Source organism: Parasphingopyxis marina (assembly GCF_014237875.1).
GTDB classification, from domain to species: Bacteria; Pseudomonadota; Alphaproteobacteria; order Sphingomonadales; family Sphingomonadaceae; genus Parasphingopyxis; species Parasphingopyxis marina.
This window is the reverse complement of sequence record NZ_JACJVJ010000003.1, coordinates 37,095-61,269: the sequence shown is the minus strand read 5'-3', so window position 1 is coordinate 61,269 and position 24,175 is coordinate 37,095. Positions and strand designations below refer to the sequence as shown.

The window sequence follows — 24,175 nt, the reverse complement described above, 5'->3', positions numbered from 1 at the left end:
ACGGCGGCTGACAGAAGGTCTCGAATCTGGCGGCGCAGCGACCGTTCACGAAGCGCAGGGGCGACGCGGCCTAATCGATTCGACGATTCGGCCGACTATCAGGGGTTTGAGAATCGCGGGCACCGCCGTAGCTGTGCAGTTCCGGAAGCCGATTGTCTGATGATTCACGCCACTATCGAACGGCTTTGTGAAGGCGATATCCTAGTCGTCGCAACTGTTAGCCCCTCTCATGAGAGTTTCCTCGACGATGCAATTGCCGCATCGCAATTGCGCATGGCTGCCGAGGTGCGATTATCGATGCCGCCATCTGCGACGTCGACCGCTACGAAATCGCCGCTTCCCGGTCTGGTCGCGCTCGGTCTGGGCGCGCGGCTGACGAAGCGAGATTAGGCGATGTGAACTTTCCAGTGATCTGCGCCGGCGCTCTCATCCATCCGGGAGATGTAATCGTAGCGGATGACGATGGCGTTTGCGTCGTTGCCCGGAACGAAGCGAACGCCACATTGGAAAAATCACTTCACCGGGAGGCGGACGAAAGCGAAAAGCGGCGAAAACTGGCGGATGGCGTTTTAAGCTTGGACCTTTTCAACCTGCGCGACGACAGAGAGAAATTCCGCGCATCGGGGTATTCTATTCCCGATCCCGGCCGCGGCGATTAACGCGCCCCCTCTCGTGGATCTTCCTGAGCAGCGAAACGGCCTGTTTCAGTTCAGACTTGCCGAAATTCCGCAGCACCGACGATTCATGCTCGGAAATTGCGATCTTATTCTGTGTGAGATTCAACCCGCCGTGATGCGTATGGAAATATTGCTTCAGAGCCATATGGGCAAGGCGGACATGAAACCCCAGAATGCCGTAAAGTTCTTCGGCAACCTCAGACTGGCCAGCCTGTGATGGCAGGCTCGGCTTCGGATCAGTCACCTTCGGCCCTTGTCATATCCCGCCGGTAAGACGCGGCAGCAGCCCAGAAACATATACCCGCGAGCACAGGGGTGATCGCGATGATCAGCAGAGAATAGCGAATAGCCAGCGGCCCAAATTCGGGCTGAAGCGCGTCGTTCAATATGCCGACAGCCAGCGGCCCAACGGCCTGTCCGAGCAAGCTTGCGCAGAAAATGAGTATGGCGACGGCCAAGGCGCGCATTCGGACGCCGACGACGTTCATCGTCGCCGCATAGATAGGCCCCTGGTGAATGAGCGTCAGAAAGCTCGTGAGACCGAAGCCGAGGAGCCAGAGCCATTGCGGATCGCCCAGAAGGAACAGCGCTTCGGCTGGACCGACCAGGATGCAGGCCAGCGCAGGGATGCGAATCCGCCAAGCCGTCCACCGAGCTCCCAACCTGTCGATCATGAGCCCTCCCGCTAGGATGCCGACGGCCCCGAGCACACCGCGAACCGGGCCGATCGAGGTGGCCACTTCGGCGATCGTCATATCGTGTACTCGGTTCAGGAAGGTCGGTGTCCACGCGCCCGCTGCAAACACGTTAGCGCCCATGAAGGTGACACCCAGCAGGATCAGCAGATAGGTCCGCGTGCCGCGCAGAAACCCGATCGTTTCGCGAAAATTGACATTGGCAAAGCGCGAGGGCTTGTCCTCGACGGCACCGCGTTCGGGCTCTCTTACCGTGAAGAAGAACAGCAGCGCGAGACCAAGGCCCGGCAGACCAGCAGCCACGAACATGGTGCGCCAGCCATATTCGGTCGCGATCCAACCGGCGATGGGAAAGAGCGCGATAAAGGCGATGGAGTTGGCCGTACCGAAAATGGCAAGCGCCAAGGGGCGCCGCTCCCGCCTGAATGTATCGGATATCATCGAGTTCGACGGTGCGAGGCCGGCCGCTTCACCGGCCCCCATCAAGAAGCGCGCGATCGCAAGTTGCCAGATATTTGCGATGAAACCGGTCGCCACGGTCATCACGCTCCAGAAGGCGAAGCCAATCGCGATGATGTTCCGGCGGTTCCACCGGTCGGCAGCCCATGCGATAGGGACGCCGAGAATGGCGTAGAAAAGCACGAAAGCGAGCCCCGAGACGAGGCCGAGCGCCGTATCGGAAACCTGCATCTCTTCCTTGATCAACGGCAAAGCGAGGCCGAGGATCGCGCGGTCGAGATAGTTGAATACCGATATCAGGCAGAGAAAACCGAGCGAATAGATTGCCGGGAAATTCCAGTCGCCTACGCGCGGTTTGTCATCGCCAGCACTTTCCGCTTCGGCATTCACGCGACCTGCCTTCTCGCAAAGGCAGCGGCATGATCGGCGTCGATAGCCGCAGCGCGCGCCGCAACGCGCGGATCAACGGGCCTGCCGCACTCGACATTCAGCCACAGCCGCAGCAGCAATCGCGTGCGTCCGTCCCCGTCTTTGAACGCCTGGCGGGCATGAAGGCAGGTCCAGTTGTGCCAGAACACCATGTCCCCCGGCGCAAGGTCGAACCGATAGCCGAGGCCCGGCCGCATCGCCTCTTCGTCGAGGACCGCCATGGCGCGCGCAAAGGCCTCCGGAAATTCCTCCCTCCTCGCCCGGGCAGCAGCGGCCAGGAAAAACCGGTTGTACCAGCAGCTAAGCCGTCCCTGCGTTTCGCTGAAGATCGGAACCGGTTCGCGCGTCACCGGCTCGGCGCCGCCGACCGCCTCGTTGATGCCGGCATAATAACCCCGCTCGAGCGCGGCGAGCGCTTCGGGATCGCGACTTGCCACGGCATCACGCAGCGCGGCGGCACTGACCAGCATCGATTCGCCACCCTCAGCCGCTTCACGGATACAAGCCAGCGCGAGGATTTCATGCAAATCGGTATGCGGCCTGAGTTCGCCGTCCATCAGCGTGCCGCGCCCTTCGGGGTTGTCCTCGCGCTTCTCGACGCGCGCGATGCGTTCGCCAGCCGCCGACTGGATCGCACCATCACCGAGCTGTGCGCCCAGTCCCCAGAAGATGCGCTCGAAAGTACCCGCTTCCATCGAACCGGGATCGAGGCCCCTAAGAATCATCGCTCCCGCCCCATCCATAACAGCATGCTGCAAGTCCAGGATCAGCCCGCCGATTTCCGGCGCTGAAAAATCGACCGCGGCGATTTGGTCGGTTGGCCGACCGGCATGGCAATCTGCAAGATTGCGTAACGCTCGCATTTCATCTTCCGACAAAATTCGCGTCAGCCGGCCCGCGACCTCGCGATCGTCGCCCCGCCAATTGGCGGGGTCGCGAACGCCTGCCCCCGTCACAACCGCGATGCCCGCGTTTCCTTGGCCGTGATGAACTCGATCAGCGCCGGTTGTCCGGCCTCGGTGGCCTCGATCCCGCGGCGGATCGCAGAGACGATATCGTCCGCCGCGCTCACTTGCTCTCCGTATCCCCCCAGCGCGCGGGCGAAGGCCGCATAATCGCCCGATATGTCGGTCGAACAATAACGTTCCGTCGCCACCGGCATCTGATTGAGCTCGATCGCCATCGCGCTGTTGTTGAGAAGGATCGAAAGGATCGGGATGCGCTCGCGCACCGCCGTCTCGAAATCCATGCCGGTAAAGCCGATCGCCGCATCGCCCCAGACATTGATACAAAGCCTGTCGGGGCAGGCGAGCTTCGCGCCCATGGCAAGGCCGAGGCCGTAGCCGAGCTGCGTCGTCTTTCCCCAGCCGATATAGCTGAGCGGCGCGGTCGTCTTCCAGAATGGCGAAAGCTGATCGCGTGGGCTGCCGGCATCATGGGTTATGATCGTGTTGGCGACATCGACGGTCTGCTGGAGCTGCCAGAGTACATGATAGGGGCTCAGCGGGGCATCGGTCGATTCGAGCAGCGGCCGCCATTCGTCCATCCAGCGCGCCTCCACCTCGGCGATCTCCCGGTGCACGGCGGCGGGATCGCGCGGCGTGTCGATCAGCGCGGCGCAGGCTTCGACCAGCATTTCCAAGCTCAACCGCGCATCGCCGACCAAGGCCTGTTCGGCGATCACCGATTTGTTGATGTCGGCCGGATCGAGCGTGGCATGGATGACCCGTTTGCCGGTCGGCATACGGACACCGAACGGGGTTTCAGAAAAGCTGCAACCGATGCCGAGGATGACATCGGCCTCGTCGAGGAAGTGGCGCAGCTGTCCGGGGATCGCCGCGCCGCCCGATCCGATCGCCAGCGGATGGGTCTCGTCAAATGCGCTCTTGCCTTCAAGGCTGGTGCTGACGGGCGCGGCGAGCAGTTCGGCAAGGGCCTGTAGCGCCTCGTAGGCTTCGGCCCAGTGCACGCCCTGCCCCGTATGGATGACCGGCCGTCTTGCGCCGACGAGCAATTCCGCCGCCGCGCGCACAGCTACGGCGTCCGGCGCCGAACGTGTGCGGACAACCGGTTCGTATGTGATCGGCTCACCGACCTCATCGTCCAGAATGTCCGACGGCATTTCGACGAGTGCCGGCCGCAGCCGTCCGTTACGCAGCGCCGTGAATGCGCGGCGCAGGACGCCCACCGTTTCCCCCGCCGCGGTGATCGGTTCGGCGGACTTGGTAATATCGCGCATCGAGAGCGAGGCGTTGTAATTGTCGGGCACATGGGCCAGCCGCCGCGCATAGCCCTGCGGCAACACGAGAACCGGCACCGATTCCGAATAGGCCTGGGCGATCCCGCCATAGGCGTTCTCGGTCCCCGGTCCATGCTGCATGGCAAAGACGCCCATCTTCTCGCCCCGCGTCAGCCGCGACAGGGCGTCGGCCATGTGAAGCCCCGTACGCTCCTGGCGGACGATGATCGGCCGAATGCCTTCCGCCGCCGCCGCTTCGAGCACAGCGTTGCGCGGATAGCCGAAAATGATATCGACCCCTTCGCGCTTCAATATTTCCGCGATCGCGGCGCCAACTTTCATGATACCGGGAAATCAGGCAACTGCATCCGCCACCCCCAAGGGGCGTTCGCCCATGATCGTCGTGCGGATGAGATGACGCCGCTCGAACTTGAAGTCGTGGACGCCGCGGTGAAGGAGGAAGCGATTGTCCCACACGATCAGAGTGTCCTTCCGCCAATTCACCCGGCAATGATAATGCAGCCTTTGGGCAAGGCTTTGCAAATAATCGAGCAGCGCACGGCTCTCCTCCTCGCTCCAACCGACGAAGCGCTGGAAATAGGCGGTCGTCGCGAAGAGCGCCTTGCGCCCGGTGCGCGGATGGATGCGGACAGCGGGATGGATGTTTTCGAGTTCGTCCTCGGAAAAGTCGTGCGATTCCCGGAGCCTTAGCCGCTCTTCCAGTGGCAGCTTTTCATTGTTCGCCCAGATATGCTTGCCCGAATAGACGATCTGGAGGCCATCAAGCAGCTCCTTCATCCCGTTCGAAAGATTTTCGTAAACGAGATAGGCACTCGAAAAGGCCGTATCCCCGCCATATTTGGGCACTTCGAGCGCCCGCATGACGATACCAAGCGGTGGCCGGAGCAGGAACGGGCTGTCGGTGTGAAAATGTTCGAAGGACGGCACAACATTTTCCGGCTCGTCGGCCTCGCGGCGCACCTCCTGCATATCCTGGTGGTCGCCATAGGTCGGCGCCTGGGGCAGTTCCATGATCTCGCCGAACTGGCGCGAAAAGGCCTTGTGCTGCCCGGGCGTCAAATCCTGATCCCGAAAGACAATGACGAGGAAATGCTCGAACGCCTTCATGACTTCGTCGAGTATTGCGCCTTCCAACGGCTTGGTGAGATCGACCCCCGATATCTCGGCGCCGCACGCACCGCTGATCGGTTCGACGCCGATATGCGCGAATTCAGGCATCGGCAATCCGGCGACAAGCGTACCCGTCCTGGTCGCTGAATCAGCAGTCGCAAGGCTGGCCATAACGGTCACTCCTGTAACATGCGGCCAGGACGCATGTCGCCCCGGCGCGCGGTACCTAGTCGAAATTGTAGCGGAACGTCACCGCCCAGGTGCGCGGCATACCGGGCCGCCCCTGGATCGAGTTGGTCGACCCGCGATTGTCGAAAATATCCGTATAATAGAGTTCGTCGGTCAGATTTCGGACTTCGAGCGACACCTGCCAATCCTCATCCGGCTCTAGATAGGTGAGCCGTGCATTGACGAGCGTGCGGCTCTGAAGCTGCCCGAACATATCGACGCCGCCTGTGGCGGCATCGACATTGTTCGCGTTGCGCGCGTAATCATCCTCGAAATTGATATCGACTCGCGGTGTCAGCGTACCGGCGCCGCCGAGGTCGATCGCATATTGCGCGCCGATACTCCATTGCCATTGCTGAATATATTGGCCGTCATCTTCGAGCCCGATACCCGACGCCACCGCTTGCGGCGACAGCGATTTGTAGTCGAAATCGAGATAGGCCAGCGAGGCATCGATCAGCAAACCGTCCACGGGCTCGGCCGCCATTTCCAGTTCGAAACCGCGTACATCGGCCTCGCCGGCGTTGAGCGGCAGGGCGCACGGTGCCGGCGGGAACGGACCGGGCAGCGGGCAGTTGGAAACCGTGACGAGGATGTCGCTGTAGCTGTTCCAGAAGGCCGACGCATTGAGCCGCACCCGGCGGTCGAGCAAATCGCTCTTGAACCCGATTTCCCATGCTTCGAGCGTCTCGGGACCATGCGGTAGAGCCTGTGTCACGAAGAACGGTCGCGGGTTGATGCCGCCGCCTTTGAAGCCCGTCGAATATTGAGCATAGGTCATGAAGGCGTCGGACCAGCGATACTGGATTGCCCCGCGATAATCGACGCGTTCGCCTTCGAACGTTCCGACCAATCCGTTCAGGCCCGCGACCTGGAAGGGCGCCGCGCCATCGGTGCCGTTGGCACCCGTCGGCGGCGGTCCGGAACCGTTGAGAAGGCCGTCCGAGCCCGGAACGCCGAAACGGCCATATTGGAACTCCTTCTCCTGATCCGTGTAGCGGATGCCGAAGACCAGGTTCAGCCGGTCGGTGATCGCGATATCGGCATTGGCAAAGACCGCCAGCGTTTCCTGAGGAACGATATTTTCCTCGGTAAAGTTGAACGGCACCAAGGTGATACGCGAGGCGTTGCGGCTTTCCTTGTCGAAATAAAAGCCGCCCACGGTCAGGTTCACGATATCGGCGATCTCGGCATTGAGCCGGATTTCCTGACTGAACTGTTCGTTGAAGACGCGATTGGCCTGAAGCGTTGGCGACAAAGGCGAGCCATCGCCTGAGGAATAATCGCCGCTGAACTCGCGATAGCCGGTGATCGAGGTGATCGAAACAGTATCCGACAGTTCAATATTGAGATTGGCCGAAACGCCCCAACTGTCGATCGAGCCCGTCAGCGGAGCCTGCCATGGCGCGCTGCCATCGCGCGGGGCGATATCGGCGTAGTTCTCGTAACTGATATACGGACTGTTGCTGAACGGATCGAGCGCGAAGTTTCCGTAAGGCGAATAGGATACGAATTGCGAGCCGGCGGCAGTGCCATAAGGCACACCGTTCAGGAAATAAGCGGGCGCACCGCCGGAACCCGCCGCGACGACACCGGGAGGGCCGGGCTGCCCGACGAAAATGAGCGTCGTCGGACCGACTTCACTGTTATCCTCGGTGATATCGGCGATGATATCGAGCGAAACGCGGTCCGAAGGCTCCCAGCGCAGCGCCAGTCGTCCCGCGACATAGTCCCTGCCGCCCTCGGTACCGAGAACGCAGTCGTCGGCATCGGTAACAGTGCTGGGAATGGCCGTGCCCGGATGCGTGCAGGCGAAATCGTAGCGGGTGATATAGCCGTCGCGCCGCGCAGCCGTTCCCGAAACGCGGGCGAACAGATTGCTGCTCAGCGGAAAGCTGACGGCGCCGCGCAGCTCCATACGGTCGTAGCTGCCATAGGTCGCCTGGACATAGCCTTCGGTATCGCCGTCCGGCACCTGCGAGTAGAGCCGGATCGCGCCGCCGATCGAGTTCTGGCCGGCGAGGGTGCCCTGCGGACCGCGCAAGATTTCGACCCTGTCGAGATCGATGAGTTCTAGCTGCGAGCCATGCAGCGTCGGGAAATAGACATCGTCAATATATATGCCGACACCGGGTTCGAGCGCGAAGGTCGTGTCGCGCTGGCCGACACCGCGAATATAAGCCACCGTAGCCGGCCCATATGTTGCCGCCGCTTCGCGCAACGTAACGTTCGGTGCGGTTACGCCGACATCGGCTATGTTGGTCTGCCCCCGGGCCTCGAGCATTTCGGCATTCAGCGCCGTAATGGCGAGCGGCGTATCCTGAAGATTCTGCTCGCGAAACTGCGCGGTAACGATAATGACACGATCATCGTTCGCCGCCTGCTCGCCATTGCCCGTCGTTTGGGCGTTGGCCGAATGGCTAGCCAGGGCCAGCACCGTCGCGATCGTCGCGTGCGACGCTATGGCCGGAATACGTGAATAGACTGCATACTTCATGGCAGATCCCCCTCCAATGATTTCCGCTGGCGTGCCTCTGCGGGCTCGTCCGAGCGAAATACTATGTTGAGGATTCAACAGGTCAAGAAAATTCCATTATGCAGAATCATTATTCCGTATAATGGAATTATAGTGGCGCTCTCATCCCTGCATTTCGAGCAACGTGCATAGTTCTTGTGTGACCGCCCGCACCGCTTCGCCCATTCCTGCGCCTTCATGCGCTCGAAACCGTCGTACCGGCATGGTGATTCCGATACAGCCTACCAGCCTCCCCCCGGCGCCTGTGAGCGGCGCGGCGACGCCCGCCACATCATGTTCAGGATCGCTATAGTCGGCAAATCCATGCTCTCTTATGCGATCGAGATCCGCTGCCAGTTCCTTGCGCGGCGGCACCGGCCGGCCGCTCAGCGGCCCGACCGTGGCTTGGCCCAAAATCTCGTCGACCTGCGATGATTCAAGACAGGCGAGCATGGAGCGGCCGAGAGAACCCCAGGGCAATGAAAGCTCAAGGCCGATATCGACGGCATAGCGAAGCGGATGCGGCGTGATGACAGCATCGACGATTGTTGCCGTAAGTGTCGATGGGTTGAACAGGCACAATACGGTGGTTTCCTGCCAATCCGACCAGAGGCGCTCTAGATACGGTCTCGCGACGTCGGCAAGATCGAATTGCGATCGGAGCAACGAGGCGATCCGGTAGAGTTCGCGTCCCGGCCGATACGTCTGGTGCGCGCCGCGTTCGACCATTCCCGTCTGGACAAGGATCGTCATCAGCCGATGCGCCGAACTGGGAGGCAAGTCCGCCTTTTCGGCAATGTCCTTCAACGCGACGGCGTGCCCGACCTCTGCGATCTGTTTCAGGAGGGCGATCAGCTTGGGGCCCGATCCGCGGGTTTGAGAGGCAGCCATTATAGTTTCCCAAGCTCAAGGTGATGCGGGACGATCTCTCGCCAGAGGAGCGCGTAATTCTGATTCGGCCCGCGCGCCAGCGTATTTGCAAAGTTGGGGTTTTGGTAGAGAGCCGCGTTCGCCACATGGAATATCACATCTCGCTCGCAAGGCCGGACAGCATATCGATGCCCAAGGCAACATCGTCTACGTCTCAAGCGGCGCCGCCAAAATGGAGATTCGCGCACCATCGGGAATATTGCTGCGCACCATAGCCCTACCCTATGATCGCAACGACGGCCTCGTCATATTGGAAGACGGCGGTTTTCTCGTGTCGTCGATCCGCGGTTCGGCGCTGCTGCATGTCGCAACGACCGGAGCCGTCAGCGAAATCGCTGGCAATATTCCGGACCCGGCATCAATCGGTTACGATCCGGTTCGCCGCCGGGCAATCGTGCCGCAGCTTTGGACAAACGGGATCATGTTCGTCGATATTTCCGAGCTTCCCTAGGTCATGCTGGGCGATCCCCCCAGCCACCACCAAGCGCGAGAAACAGGTCGATCTGCGCCGACGCGACATCCGCCCTCGCGCCGGAATAGTCGGCTTCGGTATCGGCAAAGGTCCGCTGCGCATCCAGCAGTTCGAGCAACCCGATATCGCCCTCTCGCTGCCGCACCTGGGCGATGCGCAGCGCGGCGCGTGCTTCCTCCAGCGCCGAGCCCAGCGCGGCTTGTCGTTCGAGCGAATGGCCATAGGCCGACAAGGCGGTGTCGGTTTCCTGCAATGCGCGCAGCACGGCACCGTCGAATTCGGCAAGAAGCCCATCGGCTTCGGCGTTGGCGATGGCGATTTCCGCCTCTGCCCGGCCGGGATTGATCGCCCAGTCGAGCAGGCCGCCGAGCAGCCAACCGATCGGCCCGCCCGTCAGCACATCGCCGAGATCGCCGCCGACCGACGCGGCCGAAGCACCCAGCGAGATTCGCGGGAAGAGATCGGCGGTCACAACGCCGACGCGCGCAGTCGCGGCAGCGAGGCGGCGCTCGGCGGCGCGGACGTCCGGGCGCCGGGCGAGCAGCGCCGCGCCGTCGCCGACCGGGACGGTCGTGTCCAACGCCAGGCTCTCGTGCCGGGGGATCGCCGAAGCGGGAAACCCGGCCGGCGTATTGCCGGTTAACGCTGCGAGGCTGAACAGCGCGGCATCGCGGCGGGCGGCAAAGAGCGGTACCTCCGCCGAGCGCTGGTCGCGCAAAGTGGCAAGCCGGGCGGTATCGAAACGCGTCGCCAGCCCGACCTCGCGGCGGCGCTGTGTCAGGCTGAGCGATTCGTCGAGCAGCGCGACAATGCGTTCGGCCACGGCGAGCTGCTCGCGCGCCGCAACGAAATCGGCATAGGCGCGCGTTGTTTCCGCGGCGACGAGAATCCGCACCGCCTGGGCATCGGCTTCGGCTGCCGCCAGATCCCCGCGCGCCGCCTCTACGCCACGCGATACGCGGCCGAAGAGGTCGATCTCGTATGAGACCCCGGCGCTCGCCTGAAACTGCCAGTCCTCGGACGTCAGACCGCCGTCGGGCGCAATGGACCGCCCGTAATTCCCGCCAAGCCCGGCTTCGAGCTCGGGCCCTGCATCCGAACCGGCGCGGCGCAGGCCGGCCCGGGCGCGGGCCACATTGGCGAGCGCAACGCGGATATCGGTATTTTCCTCCAGCGCCTGCGTCACGAAACCGTCGAGCACGGGATCGTCGTACAGGCGCCACCAGTCACCGCGCGGCGCATCTGTCGTCACGGCATCGCCGAGCGAGACGAAATCGCCTTGCGCAGAAGACGGCGGCAGCGGCTCCACATAATCCGGCCCAACGGCGCAGGCGGCCAGGACGAGGAGCGAGGTGAGCGAGAGAAGCGGTCGCATGAACATTGTCCTTCAGTTGGTGCTCGGGACGAGGTCGGCCCGCGGGCGGCGCCAGCGCCGACGGCCGAACCAGTCTCCGAGCGATCGGCACACGACGTAAAAGGTTGGCGTGAAGAGCAGGCCGAAGGCGGTGACGCCGATCATCCCAAAGAACACCGCCGTGCCCAGCGCCTGGCGCAACTCCGCGCCGGCCCCGGAAGCCAGCACCAGCGGCACGACGCCGAGAATGAAGGCAAGGCTCGTCATCACGATCGGGCGCAGCCTTGTACCGGCGGCCGTGATGGCCGCATCCACCGGGCTCAGGCCGTCGCGCTCTTCCGCCTGCTTGGCGAATTCGACGATCAGGATCGCGTTCTTCGCGGCGAGACCGATCAGCACCACGAGACCGATCTGGGTCAGCACATTATTGTCCATGCCGCGCAGATTGACCCCGACCATCGCCGCGAACAGGCACATCGGCACGATCAGGATGATCGATAGCGGCAGGGTAACACTTTCGAACTGCGCCGCGAGCACCAGGAACACGAAGACGACGGCAAGGACGAAGACCAGCGCCGCGGTGTTGCCCGCCGCCTGCTGCTGATAGGCGATGCCCGACCATTCATAGCCATAGCCTGCGCCGAGATTCGTGTCGGCAAGTTCCTCCATGGCCGACAGTGCCTGTCCCGCCGAATAGCCCGGCGCGGTGTCGCCCGCGATCTCGATCGCCGGATAGAGGTTGTAGCGCATCACGCGGTACGGCCCGGTTTCGCTGCGGAAGGTCGCGACCGAACCGATCGGCACCATCTCTCCGGAATTCGAGCGCGTCCGCAGGTTGGCGATGTCCGATTCGGTTGCGCGATACGGCGCATCGGCCTGCGCCGTGACCCGGTAGGTACGCCCCAGAAAATTGAAGTCGTTGACGAAGGACGAGCCGAGATAGACGCTCAGCGTCTCGAACACGCGTTCGGGCGGCACACCCAGCAGTTCGGCCTTGTCGCGATCGATATCGGCAAAGATATTGGGCGTCGAATTGTTGAACAGCGTATAGGCCATGGCCAGCTCGTCCCGCCCATTTGCCGGGCCGATGATCGCGCCCGCCTGCTGGGCGAGGCCATCATAGCCATGCCCGCCCCGGTCCTGCAGCATGAACTGGAAACCTCCGGCCGAACCGACGCCGCGGATCACGGGCGGCGGGACCATGAGCAGCGATGCCCCCGTGAGGTCCGCCGTCCTTGCATGCGCCTCGGCGATAATATCGTCATAGCTGACGCCGAGCGCCTCGCGATCCTCAAAACTGTTGAGCACGACAAAAGTGGCGGCGAAATTCGGTGCCTGGGTCTGCGAGGCGCCGTCGAAGCCGACGATCGCGACCGTACCCTCGACGCCATCAATGTCGGCGACCCGCTCCGCGACCTCCCTGGTGACGGCGTCGGTCCGTTCGAGCGACGCGCCCGGGGGCAGCTGCACGATCGTCAGGAAATAGCCCTGGTCGACGGCGGGGATGAAACCCGTCGGCGTGGCCAGGAAGATCGCGGCGGTCGCAGCGATCATCGCCGCATACCCGGCAAGCATCGCGCGCGGCCGGCGCAATAACCGCGAGACAAGGCGCGAATAGGCGGCGCTCGCCCGGTCAAACCAACGATTAAAGGTGTCGCCGCCGCGCTTGATCCATTGGCCAAACCGGCTGCGCGATGCGTTTTCCTCCTCATTCTTGAGAAGGATCGCCGCGAGCGCCGGAGAAAGCGTCAGCGACAATATCAGCGAGATCACCGTTGCCGCCGAAATCGTCACCGCGAACTGACGGTAGAAGCCGCCGGTCAGGCCGGACAGGAACAGCGATGGAATGAAAACCGCGCACAGCACAAGGACGATGGCGATCAGCGCCGCGCCGACCTCGTCCATCGAGGTCTTGGCGGCTTCTATCGGCGCGAGACCCCGGCGCAGGTTTCTTTCGACATTCTCGACGACAACGATGGCGTCGTCGACGACGATACCGATCGCCAGCACGAGCCCGAAGAGCGAGAGATTGTTGATCGAATATCCGACCGCCGCAAGCACCGCCATCGTCCCCGTCAGTGATACCGGGATGGCCAGCACCGGGATGATCGCCGCACGCCAGCGCTGCAGGAACAGCAGGATGACGAGCGCGACGAGAAAGATCGCCTCCAGGATCGTCTCCATCACCGCGTCGATCGACTGGGAGATGAAGCGCGTAGGATTGTAGACGAGTTCATAGGCGAGGCCCGGCGGAAAATCCGCCGATAGCGTTTCGAGTTCGCCCTCGACACTCTGGGCGGCGGCCAGGGCATTGGTGCCGGGGCGCTGCAAAATGCCGATGACGACGCTGGGCTCACCCGAGAGATAGGCGTTCGAGGCATAGTCCGACGAGCCCAGCTCGACGCGCGCGAAATCCGACACGCGGATCTGGCGTCCGGCTTCATCGGTACGCACGACGATATTCGCGAACTCGTCCGGATCGGTCAGCCGGCCCTGGGTCTCGACGTTCAACTGGAAACTCTGGTCGAGATCCTGCCCGCCGGGCTGGCCCAGTATACCGGCCGCAACCTGCACATTTTGCCCCCGCAGCGCTGCGATGATCTCTCCGGCAGTAAGGTCAAGCGCGGCCGCCCGGCCCGGATCGATCCAGACACGCATGGCATAATCGCTGCCGCCGAGGATGCGGACCTCGCCGACGCCATCGATGCGTGCCAACCGATCGCGAATCCGGCTGACCGCATAGTTGGACAGATACTGCCGATCGAGGCTGTGATCGGGGGACACCAGATTGACGGCGAGCAAGATATCCGGCGTGGACTTGCGCGTGACGACACCATTGCGGCGCACGTCTTCGGGCAGGCGCGGCTCGGCAACGGCGACACGGTTCTGCACCAGCACCTGCGCCGCATCGAGATCGGTGCCCGGTTCGAAGGTGGCGGTGATCGTCAGCGCGCCGTCACCGGTCGATTGCGAGGACAGATAGAGCATGTGCTCGACGCCGTTGATCTCCTGCTCGAGCGGCGCCGCCACGGTTTCCGCGACGGTTTCCGCCGAAGCGCCGGGAAAGGATGCGGAAACGGTAACCGTCGGCGGCACGATATCAGGATATTGCGCTACCGGCAGGCTCGGATAGGCGATCGCCCCGACGATCGTGATGACGATCGCGATGACGGCGGCGAAGATCGGCCGCGTGATGAAAAAGCGTGAGAGGCGCATAGTCTCTTCCGTTCGATCCCTGTTTGCAGAACCCGCGCAAAGGCCGGCCCCGTTTTGATTTCGGCTTCTAGTTGGCGAAGCTTGCCTGCCCGGCAACTGGCATACGGGCGACCGCAACGGGTTCGCCACGCATCGGCGCAATCCGTCCGCGTTCCACCCGTACGGACGCGCCCGGCGCAGCCACCTGCACGCCCGCGATGATCACCCGGTCGGTCGGCTCGAGCCCGCTGCGCACGACACGCAATCCGTCGACAATCGGACCCAGCTCCACCGTCTTGGCGGTAACGGTACCGTCCTCGGCGACCGTCAGGACAAGCTTGCGTTCCTGATCGCTCTGAATCGCGGAGTCCGGGATCAACAGCGCGGGGCTGGGATCACCGGCAGTAAGGCGCATATGGCCGAACATGCCGGGGGTCAGGAATTCGTCGGGATTGTCGAGCACCGCGCGGCGGCGGATCGTGCCCGAGCGGGAATCGAGGCCGTTATCGGTGAAATCGAGTGTGCCGTGCCAGCTATAATCGGTCTCGTCCTGCAGGCGGATATCGACCTGCACCGGCCCGTTATCGCCGGCTTCCGATCGCCGGTTGCGCAGAAAATCGCCCTCCGACCCCTCGAAGACGAAATAGATCGGATTGAGCGTATTGATCGTCGTCAGCAGCGTTCCACCAGGCCCGTCGCCGGCGCCCACCAGGTTTCCAATATCGATGCGGCGGTCCGATACCCGGCCGGAAATCGGCGCACGAACCTGGGTGAATTCGACGTCGAGAGCACGCGCGCGTACCTGCGCGCCGGCCGTCGCTGCGGCTGCTTCGGCAACTCGCACTTCGGCACGCAGCCGATCGACATCGCTTTCGGAAATCGCCTCTTCGGGCAGGAGTCGTTCGGCCCGATCGAGATTGGTTCGGGCAAGCCCCAGCTGGCTGCGCGCGCTGGCGAGCCGCCCCTGCGCTTCGGCGAGCGCAGCACGATACGGCCGCGGATCGATGGTGAAGAGCAATTGCCCGCGCTGAACGGACGCGCCGTCGGTGAAGTGGATGCCGACGATTGCACCGGACACGCGAGGGCGCACTTCGACGCTGCGGCTCGGTTCGAAACGGCCGATATTGTCACTCCATTCCTGGATTTCGCGTTGCAGCGGTGTCGCCACGGTCACCAGCGGCAATGCCGGCGCGGCTTCGGCACGGTCTCCGCTATAGGCCCAGACGGCGAGCGCGAGCAGGGCGAGGAACGCCCCGGCCAGAACCGCGAGGAGAATCCTGCGGCGGGTCGATAGGGTGCGGGCGGACTCCGGCAACGCCGACGCTGCGCCCGCGCTGATGCGCGTGAGCATGTTCATTATCGTTTTCTCTCGGATGATAGCACGATCAAGTCGTGCCTTTTTGATTTCGTACCGATTGGTACGAAATAAGCCCGGCGATCGTCAAGAGAAATTTATACTAGGCGGTATGAAAGCCTATTTTGTCGGCCAGAGCGCCAGACTCGTCTCCACGATCTGTTCGAGTTCGGGACGCCCGGCCCCGGACCGGGCTTGTATAGAAAGCCCCTGCATGATCGCCCGCAAATAGTCGGCGATCGCCTGCGGGCTCATTCCGGCAGGAAGTTCGCCCTCGTCCGCGGCACGCTGGAACCGTGCGATCATGGCGTCTTTCGAGGACTGCTGCCGCGCAAGTACATCCTCACGGATGGAATCGGCTTCGGCATTGCAGGCCATGGTGCTGAGAACGCCGAGGCACCCCCGCGTCTCGTCGTCCTGCGCCAACAGATCGAGCGCACCGTAAAGCAACGCTTCGGCAACACCGCGCGCCGTCGGTGCGGCCATCGCATTGCTGACATAAGCGAGCTTCTCCCGCTCATAGAGGTCGAGCGCGCTCTTGAAGAGTTGTTCCTTATTGCCAAACGCAGCATAGAGGCTGGGCCGTGTGACGCCCATCGCCTCGGTGAGGTCGGTCAGCGACGCGGCGTCGAAACCCTTCGTCCAGAATACGCCGAGGGCCGCGCTCAGCGCGGTTTCCACGCAAAATTCGCGCGGCCGACCCTTGCGGGCGAGAGGTGCGGTTACATTCATACCGACCGGGATATAATGTGCCTTGCGCCATAAATCCACTTATCTCGAATTGCCGGTTTCGCCGGCCACCGCGCGATCGAAGGATCGCCGGCCCCGCGCGAACCTTCAACGGGATGTCCCTCACTCGAAGCCCATGACAATTGCCGGCCCCTCCGTTATGTGTTCGCTTGGCTGTTATAAAATATAAACGGAGCTGGAGAGAGAGCATGGACAAACTGCTGCCCACCACCTTGGTCGGATCCTATGCAATGCCCGATTGGCTAATCGATCGCGACAAGCTGGCGGGCCGCTTCCCGCCGCGGGTGCGCGCGCTAGAGCTCTGGCGCCCTATTCCGGAATTTCTCGACGAAGCCCAGGACGATGCCACGATCATGGCGATCCATCAGCAGGAACGCGCCGGGCTCGACATCATCACCGACGGCGAGATGCGGCGGGAAAGCTATTCGAACCGGTTCGCCACAGCGCTGGAAGGCGTGGACATGGACAATCCCGGCACCGCGCTCGATCGTAGCGGCCATGCCAATCCGGTTCCGCGGATCACGGGAAAGATTCGGCGCAAGCATCCCGTGCAGGTTCGCGACGTCGAATTTCTGCGCAAGCATACCGACCGCAAGATCAAGATCACCGTGCCCGGGCCCTTCACCATGACCCAGCAGGCCCAGAATGATTTCTACCAGAGCGAAGCCGAAATGGCGCTCGACTATGCCGCGGCCGTGAACGAGGAGATCAGGGATCTTTTCGCGGCCGGCGCGGACATCGTCCAGATCGACGAACCCTATCTGCAGGCCCGGCCCGAAAAGGCCCGCGAATATGGCCCCCAGGCGATCGACCGCGCGCTCGACGGCACGAATGGAATCACCGCGCTGCATTTGTGCTTCGGCTATGCCGCGATCATCCATGGCGACCGGCCCAAGGGCTATGACTATCTCGCCGAGCTCGCTGGCACCAAGATCGACCAGGTATCGGTGGAGACGGCCCAACCGCATCTCGACCCGACCGAGCTGAAGCCGCTCAAGGACAAGCACATCATGGTCGGCGTACTGGATCTGAACGATCCGGCAATCGAAACGCCGGATGTCGTCGCCGAGCGGATCCGCCGGGCGATGACCGAGGTGGACGTCGAACGGATCATCGTCGCGCCCGATTGCGGGTTCAAATATGTCCCGCGCGACATCGCCTATGGGAAAATGTGCGCGATGGTCGAGGGCGCTGCGCTCGTCCGCGACAGCCTCTAGACGATCGCATCGAGGGGGAAGCGGCATGAATCTGCAACGCATCGGACTGGCCGGGACAATGGCGGTGGCCACGCCGCTTTTTGCGGCCTGCATCACGCCACCGGACCCGCGCCCGGGAAGCGCCGCACCCCTGGCGATCCATGGCAGCCAGCACACGGTGGAGATAGCGCCCGTGTTGCTGACGGCGCACACTCTCTACGGTGCCGAGTATAGCGTTCGCGATGGCGGCATTCCCAATCTCGTCGGGGTTACCGAGCCGAGCTTCGGTGAAGCGGGGGTTGCCGATATCGCCACTCATGCGGAAACCCAGGCGCTGCGCTATTCGGTCGATCATCCCGGCGTCCGGATCATCCTGACCGTAACCGAAGGCCATTACCGGATCGTCGCGCGCCGATCGGCGGGCATCGAAAGAATCGCCGATCTCGAAGGCAAGCGGATCGCCACCCTTGCGCCGACATCCGCCGGCTATTTTCTCGGTCGGATGCTTGCCCGAGCAGGGCTCACGATCTCCGATGTCGACGCCATCCGCGTTTCGGTCGACGAGATGGACGAGGCGCTCGCGAATCGCGAGGTCGATGCCGTCGCGATCTGGGAGCCGTTCGCCGGCAACGCGGCGGAGGTTCTTGGCGAGGATATCGTCGAATTCAGCGGCGAAGGGATCTATCGCGAACTCTTCAACCTCAACAGCACAGCCGCCAATCTCGCCGACCCGGCAAAGCGCGCAAGGATAGTTGCGTTCGTCCGTGCACTGATCGACGCGTCGGAGCAGATGGGCGAGGAGCCGGGCGAAGCGCAGGCTCTGGTCGCCGCGGCGGCGGGCTTCAGGCCCGACGAAATCGTCCGCTCCTGGCCCTATCTGAGCTTTCCCGCAGCGCTTCCCGACGACCTGCTCGACGTGCTGGTCGAAGAGGAGCTCTGGCTCGCCGAGCAGAGCGGCCGCCCGCCCCGCAGCCGCGAAGAGCTATCCGGGCTGATCGATCCCAGCATCTACGAGGAAGCGCTGACGCGCTAGCGACAACCCCTCATTCGCCCGCCGTCAGGCTGTCCCAGTCCTGATTTGCCCTGCGGATCAGATAGGCATGGATCGCAATCGCGTCCTCGTTGCTGACCAGATCGGCAAAGCTCGCCATGCCCTGTTCCCGACGCGAACCGCCACGGACGATATCCATAAATTCCGCATGGGTCGCCGGTGACATCCGGCGAAGATCCTTGATACCCCCACGCGCCTGCTCGCCATGACAACTAGAGCAATAATCGGCATAGAGTCGCTCGCCCTGTGCGATCGTCGCCGGGCTGGCATCGGTTTCTTCCGGGCGCACCAGTTCCGGCCCGGCATCGCCGACGGGCGGTAGCTGTGCGGTCCCGCCCAGTTTGAACACCAGCAGGCGCGGAGATGCCGAAACGGTGAAACCGAGCGAACCGACGCTCGTCGAATGGGCGAGCCCGCCGCCCCATCCGGCATTGACGGCAATATATTGCTCACCGTCGATCATATAGCTGATCGCGCCGGCAATCGGCACTTGCTGGACGGGCATTTCCCAAAGCTTCTCGCCGGTATCGGCGCGATAGGCCGCGAAGGTCCCGAGAACGGTTCCCTGGAAAACGAGATTGCCGGCCGTGGCGAGCAGGCCGCCGCTGCCCCGTTGCGGATAGGGCACGCGCCAACGCTCTTGCTGCGAGACCGGATCCCAGGCCGTCAGCCATGTCTCGTTGTGACGCTCGGCAAATTCGCTCGCGGCTTGCCGGGTCAGGTCGAAGCCGGTCGACGCAATACCGAGCTGGCTCATATTGCCCGGGGTCTGCCGGAAATCCGGGTTGACCGAATAAGCCATATACATCTGGGTCACCGGAAAATAGGCGAGGCCGGTTTGCGGGCTATAGGCCATCGAGTGCCAATTATGTCCGCCTGCCGGCCCCGGCGTGACGATAACCGGGGTTTCGCCGTAGCGCGTTTCCGGGTTCATGATCGGCCGTCCGGTTTCCATGTCGATACCCGTCGCCCAGTTCATGGCCACATAAGGCTCGGCCGACAGCAGTTCGCCGGTCGCCCGGTCGAGGATATAGAAAAAGCCGTTTTTAGGCGCCTGCATCAGGACCTGGCGGGTTTCGCCGTCGAGCTCGAGATCGGCCAAGATCATAGACTGGGTCGCGGTATAATCCCATTCTTCGCCGGGCGTCGTCTGATAGTGCCAGACATATTCGCCGGTATCGGCGCGCAACGCGACGATCGACGAAAGGAAGAGATTGTCGCCGCCGCCGGGGCTGCGATAGATTTGCGGCCAGGGCCCGCCATTGCCGACGCCGATATAGACGAGATCGAGTTCCGGATCGTAGACGATCGAATCCCAGACCGTACCCCCGCCGCCGCGTTCCCACCATTCGCCGAACCAGGTGCCCGCGGCCATCTCCATGGCCTCGCTTTCAAAGCCGTCCGCAGGATTGCCGGGCACCGTATAGAAGCGCCAGAGCTGCTCGCCGGTATCGGCATCATAGGCGGTGACATAGCCGCGCGCGGCGCCCTCTGCGCCAGCATTGCCGATCAGCACCCTGCCATCGAACACGCGCGGCGCGCCCGTGATCGTATAGGGCCAGACCGGGTCGAAGGTCGCGACGCTCCACACAGGCTCACCCGTCTCTGCGTCTACCGCGATCAACCGGCCGTCCAGGGTGGCAATGATGATCTTGCCTTCCCAAGCCGCGATTCCCCGGGTGATGACATCGCAACAGGCATGCCGGCCCTTGTCGCGATCGACCTCCGGGTCGAAGCGCCACAATTCTTCGCCGGTCGCCGCATTATAGGCGACGGTAACGTTCCAGGGTTCGGTATTGTAGAGGACGCCATCGACCATCAGCGGCGTGCCCTCCATGCCCCGATCGACCGGGAGATCGGCAAACCAGGCCAAGCTCAGTTCGCCGACATTGCCGTCGTTGATCGCGTCGAGAGGGCTGAAGCGCTGCTCTCCATAGGTGCGACCATGCGACATCCACTGGCCGGGCTCGCTGTCGGCGGCGAGCAGCCGCTGCTGATTGACATTGGCAGCCGGAAAGGTCGCCATCGCCATATGAGCCGTGCCGAGAGCCACGCCGCCGATCAAAACGGTTTTCAAGAAATCCCGCATACCCATCCTCTTCCCAAATTTTGCGGCTATTTATCAGCCTAGTTTATATATGGCAATTTTTGATAGCAATCATTCCGGGATGGGTAATTCGCCGGTCGCCATCCGGCGGTAGAGGCGCAGAAGATCGCGGCGATTGCCGACGCCCAGCTTATTGTATGCTCGCCGGCGATAGGTGACGACGCTGCCATGTGAGAGCCGCTTGCGGCTCGCGATTTCTTCCTGCGTTTCTCCGAGTATCATCGCCGCCGAGATCTCCGCCTCGCGCATGCTGAGACGGCAGCGGAGCGCCATCAGCGACTGGACGAGATCCGGCTCGTTGAACATCGGCCCGGCGCTCGCGCCGGCCTGCCGGTGACGATCCACCGCCGCCATCAGCAATCCCGCATGGCGCTCCAGCCGGTCGATATCGAGGGCGGAGAAAGATGGACTTTGCGCAGTGCGATAGCCATTGGCGACGAGGGTCGGCGGCCCGGGCCAGAAGATTGAAACCCGCTCTATGATCCCAGCCCGTTCGTAACAGGCGCTGCGATAGGCTGGATCAGCGATCTCCGCCGCGCATTTGCGTACGACGACCGGTGCCTTGCGACCGGATCGGGAAAGTTGGGAAATCTGATGATCCGAACGCCAATGGGTGCGCGCATAGTCCAGCGATGCGCGAAACGGAAAATCCGAATTGTGGGGCTGGTCCCCTTCGGCAAAGAGCAACCTGACGGGCTCTGTCGGGCTGCGCTGGAAGACGGAGCATAGCTCCACATCTGCCAGGACCTGCATCGCTTTCAAGAAACGGCGGGGGAAGCGATCACTGCCAATGGCGCTGATAAGATCGGCGAAACAGTCCGGCACCGACCGTTCCTCGGCCTTTCCGCGCGCCGGCATCGCGAAGGGCGGCGCGCTGCCCGCGCGCGCATAGTCGATCGAACCGGAGGCGCGATCATTCGGCAAGCAGGCCCTTTCGCCGACTCCAGTCGATCACGGAGTCGATGCACCGGGCGAGGAGTTCGGGTTGACCCAGATAATAATGCGTCGCGCCTTCCAGCCGCACATATTCCTTGTCCGACGTCGCCAAGGCATCGCGGATCGTGGGGTTGTGCGTCGCGGGCACGGCCTCGTCGGCCGTGTTCTCGATCTGGAGCACGGGCGTATTGTGAATGCGCGCCGCGTTCATCGGGCCCTTGGCGTTGGACTTGTCGTAGCTCCACTGGCTGAGCCAGGAGCGCAACGTGGTGTAGCGCGCCAGACCGACCGGCCCGACATTCACCGCAACTGGATCGCCCATATAGGTCCAACCCGGCTTCCTGTCCGAAGGATCGACGGCTGGGTCCAGCCAGCGCACGTCGCACATCGTGCGATGAACAACGAAAGCGCGCTCCTGTTCGGCCGTGCCCTTGGCCTGGAGCCGGGCCAGTTCGTTGGTCGCCCATTGTGTGATCCGCCGGTTGCGCGCGCGTTGCGCCTCGCGGAAACGCTTGATGAATTCCTCATCATAAGGCGGCTGGTGCGGGCAATCGGGCGAGTAGATATCGAGTTCGGGATCGCGATTATCCGGATCGAGTTCGTCGCGCACCGAGGGATCGAGCCATTCGGTGAGCGTCTCAGCCCGCGAAAGATGGGCGGCGATGAAGATCACGCCGTCGGCCGGGCGCAAACCGGCCGCGGTCAGATCGACCGGATCGCCAGCGGGGGTTTCGATGACGCTCGGATTCTCGGCCTGCGCCTGATAGAAAAGCGATAGCGATCCGCCGCCCGACCAGCCGACCAGCACGACCTTGTCATAGCCGAGTTCGTCCCGCGCATGGGCGACCCATTTGCCGAGATCGATCGCGACCTTTTCAAAGATCAGCGCCGTATCGTTACGCGGATAACGGCTGGCCGCGCACAGCACGTGGAGGCCCGCATCGGCAAGCGCGGTCGGCATCGGCAAGAGATGCAGCACTGAGGTCGGATGCATGAATATATAGACCGTACGCGAGGTCGATTGCGGATCGCGGAGCAACTGTCCTTCGAGATTCACCTTGCCGGAATTTCCGGCAAAACCATAGGTTTCGGTGAATTTGGGATTGTCCGCAAAAGACACGATCAGTGGGGTTCGGGTCCATTCCACGGTCGTCTGGCTGGAAGGCGTCGGCATCGCGCTACTCTGCCGCCACTGTCGCGTCGACGCTGTTATCCGTCAGCGGCACGCCAGTTGCGTCGTACCGGAACAGCCATTCATAGCGTTCAACGACACGGTCGGGTTGCCATTGCTCGTCGACATAAGCCTGGGCCCCGGCGGGATCGGCCAGCGCCGGATTATGGAAGCGCTTCGTATTGGCATAGGCGCCCTGGACGGCCTTGGTCGTACGCGGCACGCGCATGCGTTGATAAACCTCGAGCGCTTCCTCAACGGTGTCGCAATCGTCGAAGGCGCGAGCGAGGATGCACCCGTCTTCGAGCGCCATGACTGCGCCTTGGGCGAGAAATGGCAAGGACGGGTGGCAAGCATCGCCGAGCAAGGCGACGCGCCCTTCCACCCAGCGCTGCATCGGTGGTCGCGCGATCAGCGCCCATTTGAAAGGCTGGGGGATGGCCGCTATATAAGCGTGCACCTCTTCGTTCCAACCGGGATAATCGTCATGATATTCCTGGTTGGTGCCCGGGGTGGACCAGGATTCCACCTGCCAGTCCTGCCGCTCGACGACGCTGGTAAAGTTCATCAATTCGCCGTTGCGGATGGGATAATGGATGACATGGCCGCCCGGCCCCACCCAATTTACGCCGACCGGCCTGGCGAGTTCTTCGGGCAGCAATTCCATCGGAATGACGCCGCGCCAGGCAACGATACCGGTGAACTTGACAGGTCCCGATCCGAACAACAGCTCGCGCATCTTCGAATGGACACCATCGGCACCGATCACGACATCGAAGGTCGCCGTGGGCTTGCCGTCGAAGGCAAGGGTTGCCTGGCCGTCATTGCGCTCGACCTCGGTGAAGCGATGGCCGAGATGGATCGCATCGGGCGAGAGCGCCTCCACCGCCTTGAGCAGCATCTGGTGCAAATCGTTGCGGTGGACGGTGATATAGGGGAAGCCGTAGCGTTCCACCGATTCAGCGCCGAGATCGAACAGCTTCCAGGTATCGCCGGTACTCCACAGGCGAATTTCCTTGCCCTGCGGCACGAAGCTGATTTTTTCCAGTTCCTCCATCAGCCCCAGTGACGCCAACACGCGCACGCCGTTCGGGCTGATCTGAAGGCCCGCACCGACTTCCTGCAGAACCGGCGCCTGCTCATATACCGACACCTTAAAGCCGCGGCGCAGCAGGGCAAGCGCTGCCGTCAGCCCCCCGATTCCGCCGCCGACAATCCCGATCGCCAGATTATTCTTCAAGCCCTCTACCCTTCTGCATCCACGCCAGCCTTCATTCGCATTCTCT

20 protein-coding genes are annotated in these 24,175 nt (G+C 62.8%); 5 read left to right on the top strand and 15 right to left on the bottom strand.

All coding sequences use genetic code 11. The features are described from left to right. The first annotated feature begins 159 nt into the window (after positions 1–159). Together H6P80_RS16750 and H6P80_RS16780 are read left to right on the top strand one after the other, a co-directional pair. On the top strand, positions 160–390 hold the full coding sequence (locus H6P80_RS16750) for a hypothetical protein (RefSeq protein WP_328805042.1): 231 nt from the start codon (positions 160–162) through the stop codon (positions 388–390). Beyond that, complete coding sequence (locus tag H6P80_RS16780; RefSeq protein ID WP_407947261.1) at positions 291–659, top strand: RraA family protein; 369 nt, start codon at positions 291–293, stop codon at positions 657–659. The genes H6P80_RS16750 and H6P80_RS16780 overlap by 100 nt, the downstream gene beginning before the upstream one ends. On the opposite strand, the gene H6P80_RS14850 is transcribed toward H6P80_RS16780, so the two are convergent. The 7 genes from H6P80_RS14850 to H6P80_RS14820 all read right to left on the bottom strand — a co-directional run bounded on the left by H6P80_RS14850 (position 631) and on the right by H6P80_RS14820 (position 9,264). Then, on the bottom strand, positions 631–921 hold the full coding sequence (locus H6P80_RS14850; protein WP_185802209.1) for a hypothetical protein: 291 nt from the start codon (positions 919–921) through the stop codon (positions 631–633). The genes H6P80_RS16780 and H6P80_RS14850 overlap by 29 nt on opposite strands. Further along, positions 914–2,221, bottom strand: coding sequence for a spinster family MFS transporter (locus H6P80_RS14845; protein ID WP_185802208.1), 1,308 nt, complete (start codon positions 2,219–2,221; stop codon positions 914–916). The genes H6P80_RS14850 and H6P80_RS14845 overlap by 8 nt, the downstream gene beginning before the upstream one ends. Continuing rightward, positions 2,218–3,123: a TauD/TfdA family dioxygenase gene (locus H6P80_RS14840; RefSeq protein WP_221893050.1), complete on the bottom strand. Its 906-nt coding sequence runs from the start codon at positions 3,121–3,123 to the stop codon at positions 2,218–2,220. The genes H6P80_RS14845 and H6P80_RS14840 overlap by 4 nt, the downstream gene beginning before the upstream one ends. An 89-nt stretch (positions 3,124–3,212) precedes the next feature. Next, positions 3,213–4,841: a thiamine pyrophosphate-requiring protein gene (locus H6P80_RS14835; protein ID WP_185802206.1), complete on the bottom strand. Its 1,629-nt coding sequence runs from the start codon at positions 4,839–4,841 to the stop codon at positions 3,213–3,215. A gap of 12 nt (positions 4,842–4,853) precedes the next feature. Continuing rightward, positions 4,854–5,801 carry a TauD/TfdA dioxygenase family protein gene (locus H6P80_RS14830; protein WP_221893049.1) on the bottom strand — a complete coding sequence of 316 codons (948 nt, stop codon included), beginning with the start codon at positions 5,799–5,801 and terminating at the stop codon, positions 4,854–4,856. A 55-nt stretch (positions 5,802–5,856) separates the two neighbouring features. Beyond that, positions 5,857–8,355, bottom strand: a complete 2,499-nt coding sequence (locus tag H6P80_RS14825) for a TonB-dependent receptor (RefSeq protein WP_185802204.1) — start codon at positions 8,353–8,355, stop codon at positions 5,857–5,859. A gap of 141 nt (positions 8,356–8,496) precedes the next feature. Continuing rightward, the gene (locus H6P80_RS14820; RefSeq protein WP_185802203.1) at positions 8,497–9,264 is read right to left on the bottom strand and encodes an IclR family transcriptional regulator; all 768 of its coding nucleotides are present in this window, start codon (positions 9,262–9,264) and stop codon (positions 8,497–8,499) included. Positions 9,265–9,475: 211 nt separating this feature from the next. On the opposite strand from H6P80_RS14820, the gene H6P80_RS14815 reads away from it, so the two are divergent. Continuing rightward, positions 9,476–9,754, top strand: coding sequence for an SMP-30/gluconolactonase/LRE family protein (locus H6P80_RS14815; protein ID WP_185802202.1), 279 nt, complete (start codon positions 9,476–9,478; stop codon positions 9,752–9,754). 1 nt (position 9,755) lies between these two features. Here the strand turns inward: H6P80_RS14815 and H6P80_RS16420 are convergent, their stop codons facing one another. From H6P80_RS16420 to H6P80_RS14790, 4 genes are all read right to left on the bottom strand, one after another. Next, positions 9,756–11,150, bottom strand: coding sequence for an efflux transporter outer membrane subunit (locus H6P80_RS16420; protein WP_221893048.1), 1,395 nt, complete (start codon positions 11,148–11,150; stop codon positions 9,756–9,758). 12 nt (positions 11,151–11,162) lie between these two features. Continuing rightward, positions 11,163–14,345, bottom strand: coding sequence for an efflux RND transporter permease subunit (locus H6P80_RS14800; protein WP_185802201.1), 3,183 nt, complete (start codon positions 14,343–14,345; stop codon positions 11,163–11,165). 67 nt (positions 14,346–14,412) lie between these two features. Next, positions 14,413–15,681, bottom strand: coding sequence for an efflux RND transporter periplasmic adaptor subunit (locus H6P80_RS14795; RefSeq protein ID WP_185802200.1), 1,269 nt, complete (start codon positions 15,679–15,681; stop codon positions 14,413–14,415). Between the two features lie 117 nt (positions 15,682–15,798). Next, positions 15,799–16,410 (bottom strand): TetR/AcrR family transcriptional regulator, encoded by a 612-nt coding sequence (locus tag H6P80_RS14790; RefSeq protein ID WP_185802489.1) that lies wholly within the window; start codon positions 16,408–16,410, stop codon positions 15,799–15,801. Between the two features lie 206 nt (positions 16,411–16,616). Between H6P80_RS14790 and H6P80_RS14785 the strand changes: the two genes are divergently transcribed. Together H6P80_RS14785 and H6P80_RS14780 are read left to right on the top strand one after the other, a co-directional pair. After that, the gene (locus tag H6P80_RS14785) at positions 16,617–17,645 is read left to right on the top strand and encodes a 5-methyltetrahydropteroyltriglutamate--homocysteine methyltransferase (RefSeq protein ID WP_185802199.1); all 1,029 of its coding nucleotides are present in this window, start codon (positions 16,617–16,619) and stop codon (positions 17,643–17,645) included. A gap of 25 nt (positions 17,646–17,670) precedes the next feature. Next, positions 17,671–18,657 carry an ABC transporter substrate-binding protein gene (locus H6P80_RS14780; RefSeq protein WP_185802198.1) on the top strand — a complete coding sequence of 329 codons (987 nt, stop codon included), beginning with the start codon at positions 17,671–17,673 and terminating at the stop codon, positions 18,655–18,657. A gap of 10 nt (positions 18,658–18,667) precedes the next feature. Here H6P80_RS14780 and H6P80_RS14775 read toward each other — a convergent pair whose 3' ends face one another. The 4 genes from H6P80_RS14775 to H6P80_RS14760 all read right to left on the bottom strand — a co-directional run bounded on the left by H6P80_RS14775 (position 18,668) and on the right by H6P80_RS14760 (position 24,129). Continuing rightward, positions 18,668–20,764: a PQQ-dependent dehydrogenase, methanol/ethanol family gene (locus tag H6P80_RS14775; RefSeq protein ID WP_185802197.1), complete on the bottom strand. Its 2,097-nt coding sequence runs from the start codon at positions 20,762–20,764 to the stop codon at positions 18,668–18,670. A gap of 69 nt (positions 20,765–20,833) precedes the next feature. After that, the gene (locus H6P80_RS14770) at positions 20,834–21,706 is read right to left on the bottom strand and encodes a helix-turn-helix transcriptional regulator (protein WP_185802196.1); all 873 of its coding nucleotides are present in this window, start codon (positions 21,704–21,706) and stop codon (positions 20,834–20,836) included. Next, the gene (locus tag H6P80_RS14765) at positions 21,696–22,892 is read right to left on the bottom strand and encodes an alpha/beta hydrolase family protein (RefSeq protein ID WP_185802195.1); all 1,197 of its coding nucleotides are present in this window, start codon (positions 22,890–22,892) and stop codon (positions 21,696–21,698) included. Before H6P80_RS14765 ends, H6P80_RS14770 begins: the two co-directional genes overlap by 11 nt. A 4-nt stretch (positions 22,893–22,896) precedes the next feature. After that, positions 22,897–24,129, bottom strand: coding sequence for an FAD-dependent monooxygenase (locus H6P80_RS14760; protein ID WP_235973966.1), 1,233 nt, complete (start codon positions 24,127–24,129; stop codon positions 22,897–22,899). Between the last annotated feature and the right edge of the window lie 46 nt (positions 24,130–24,175).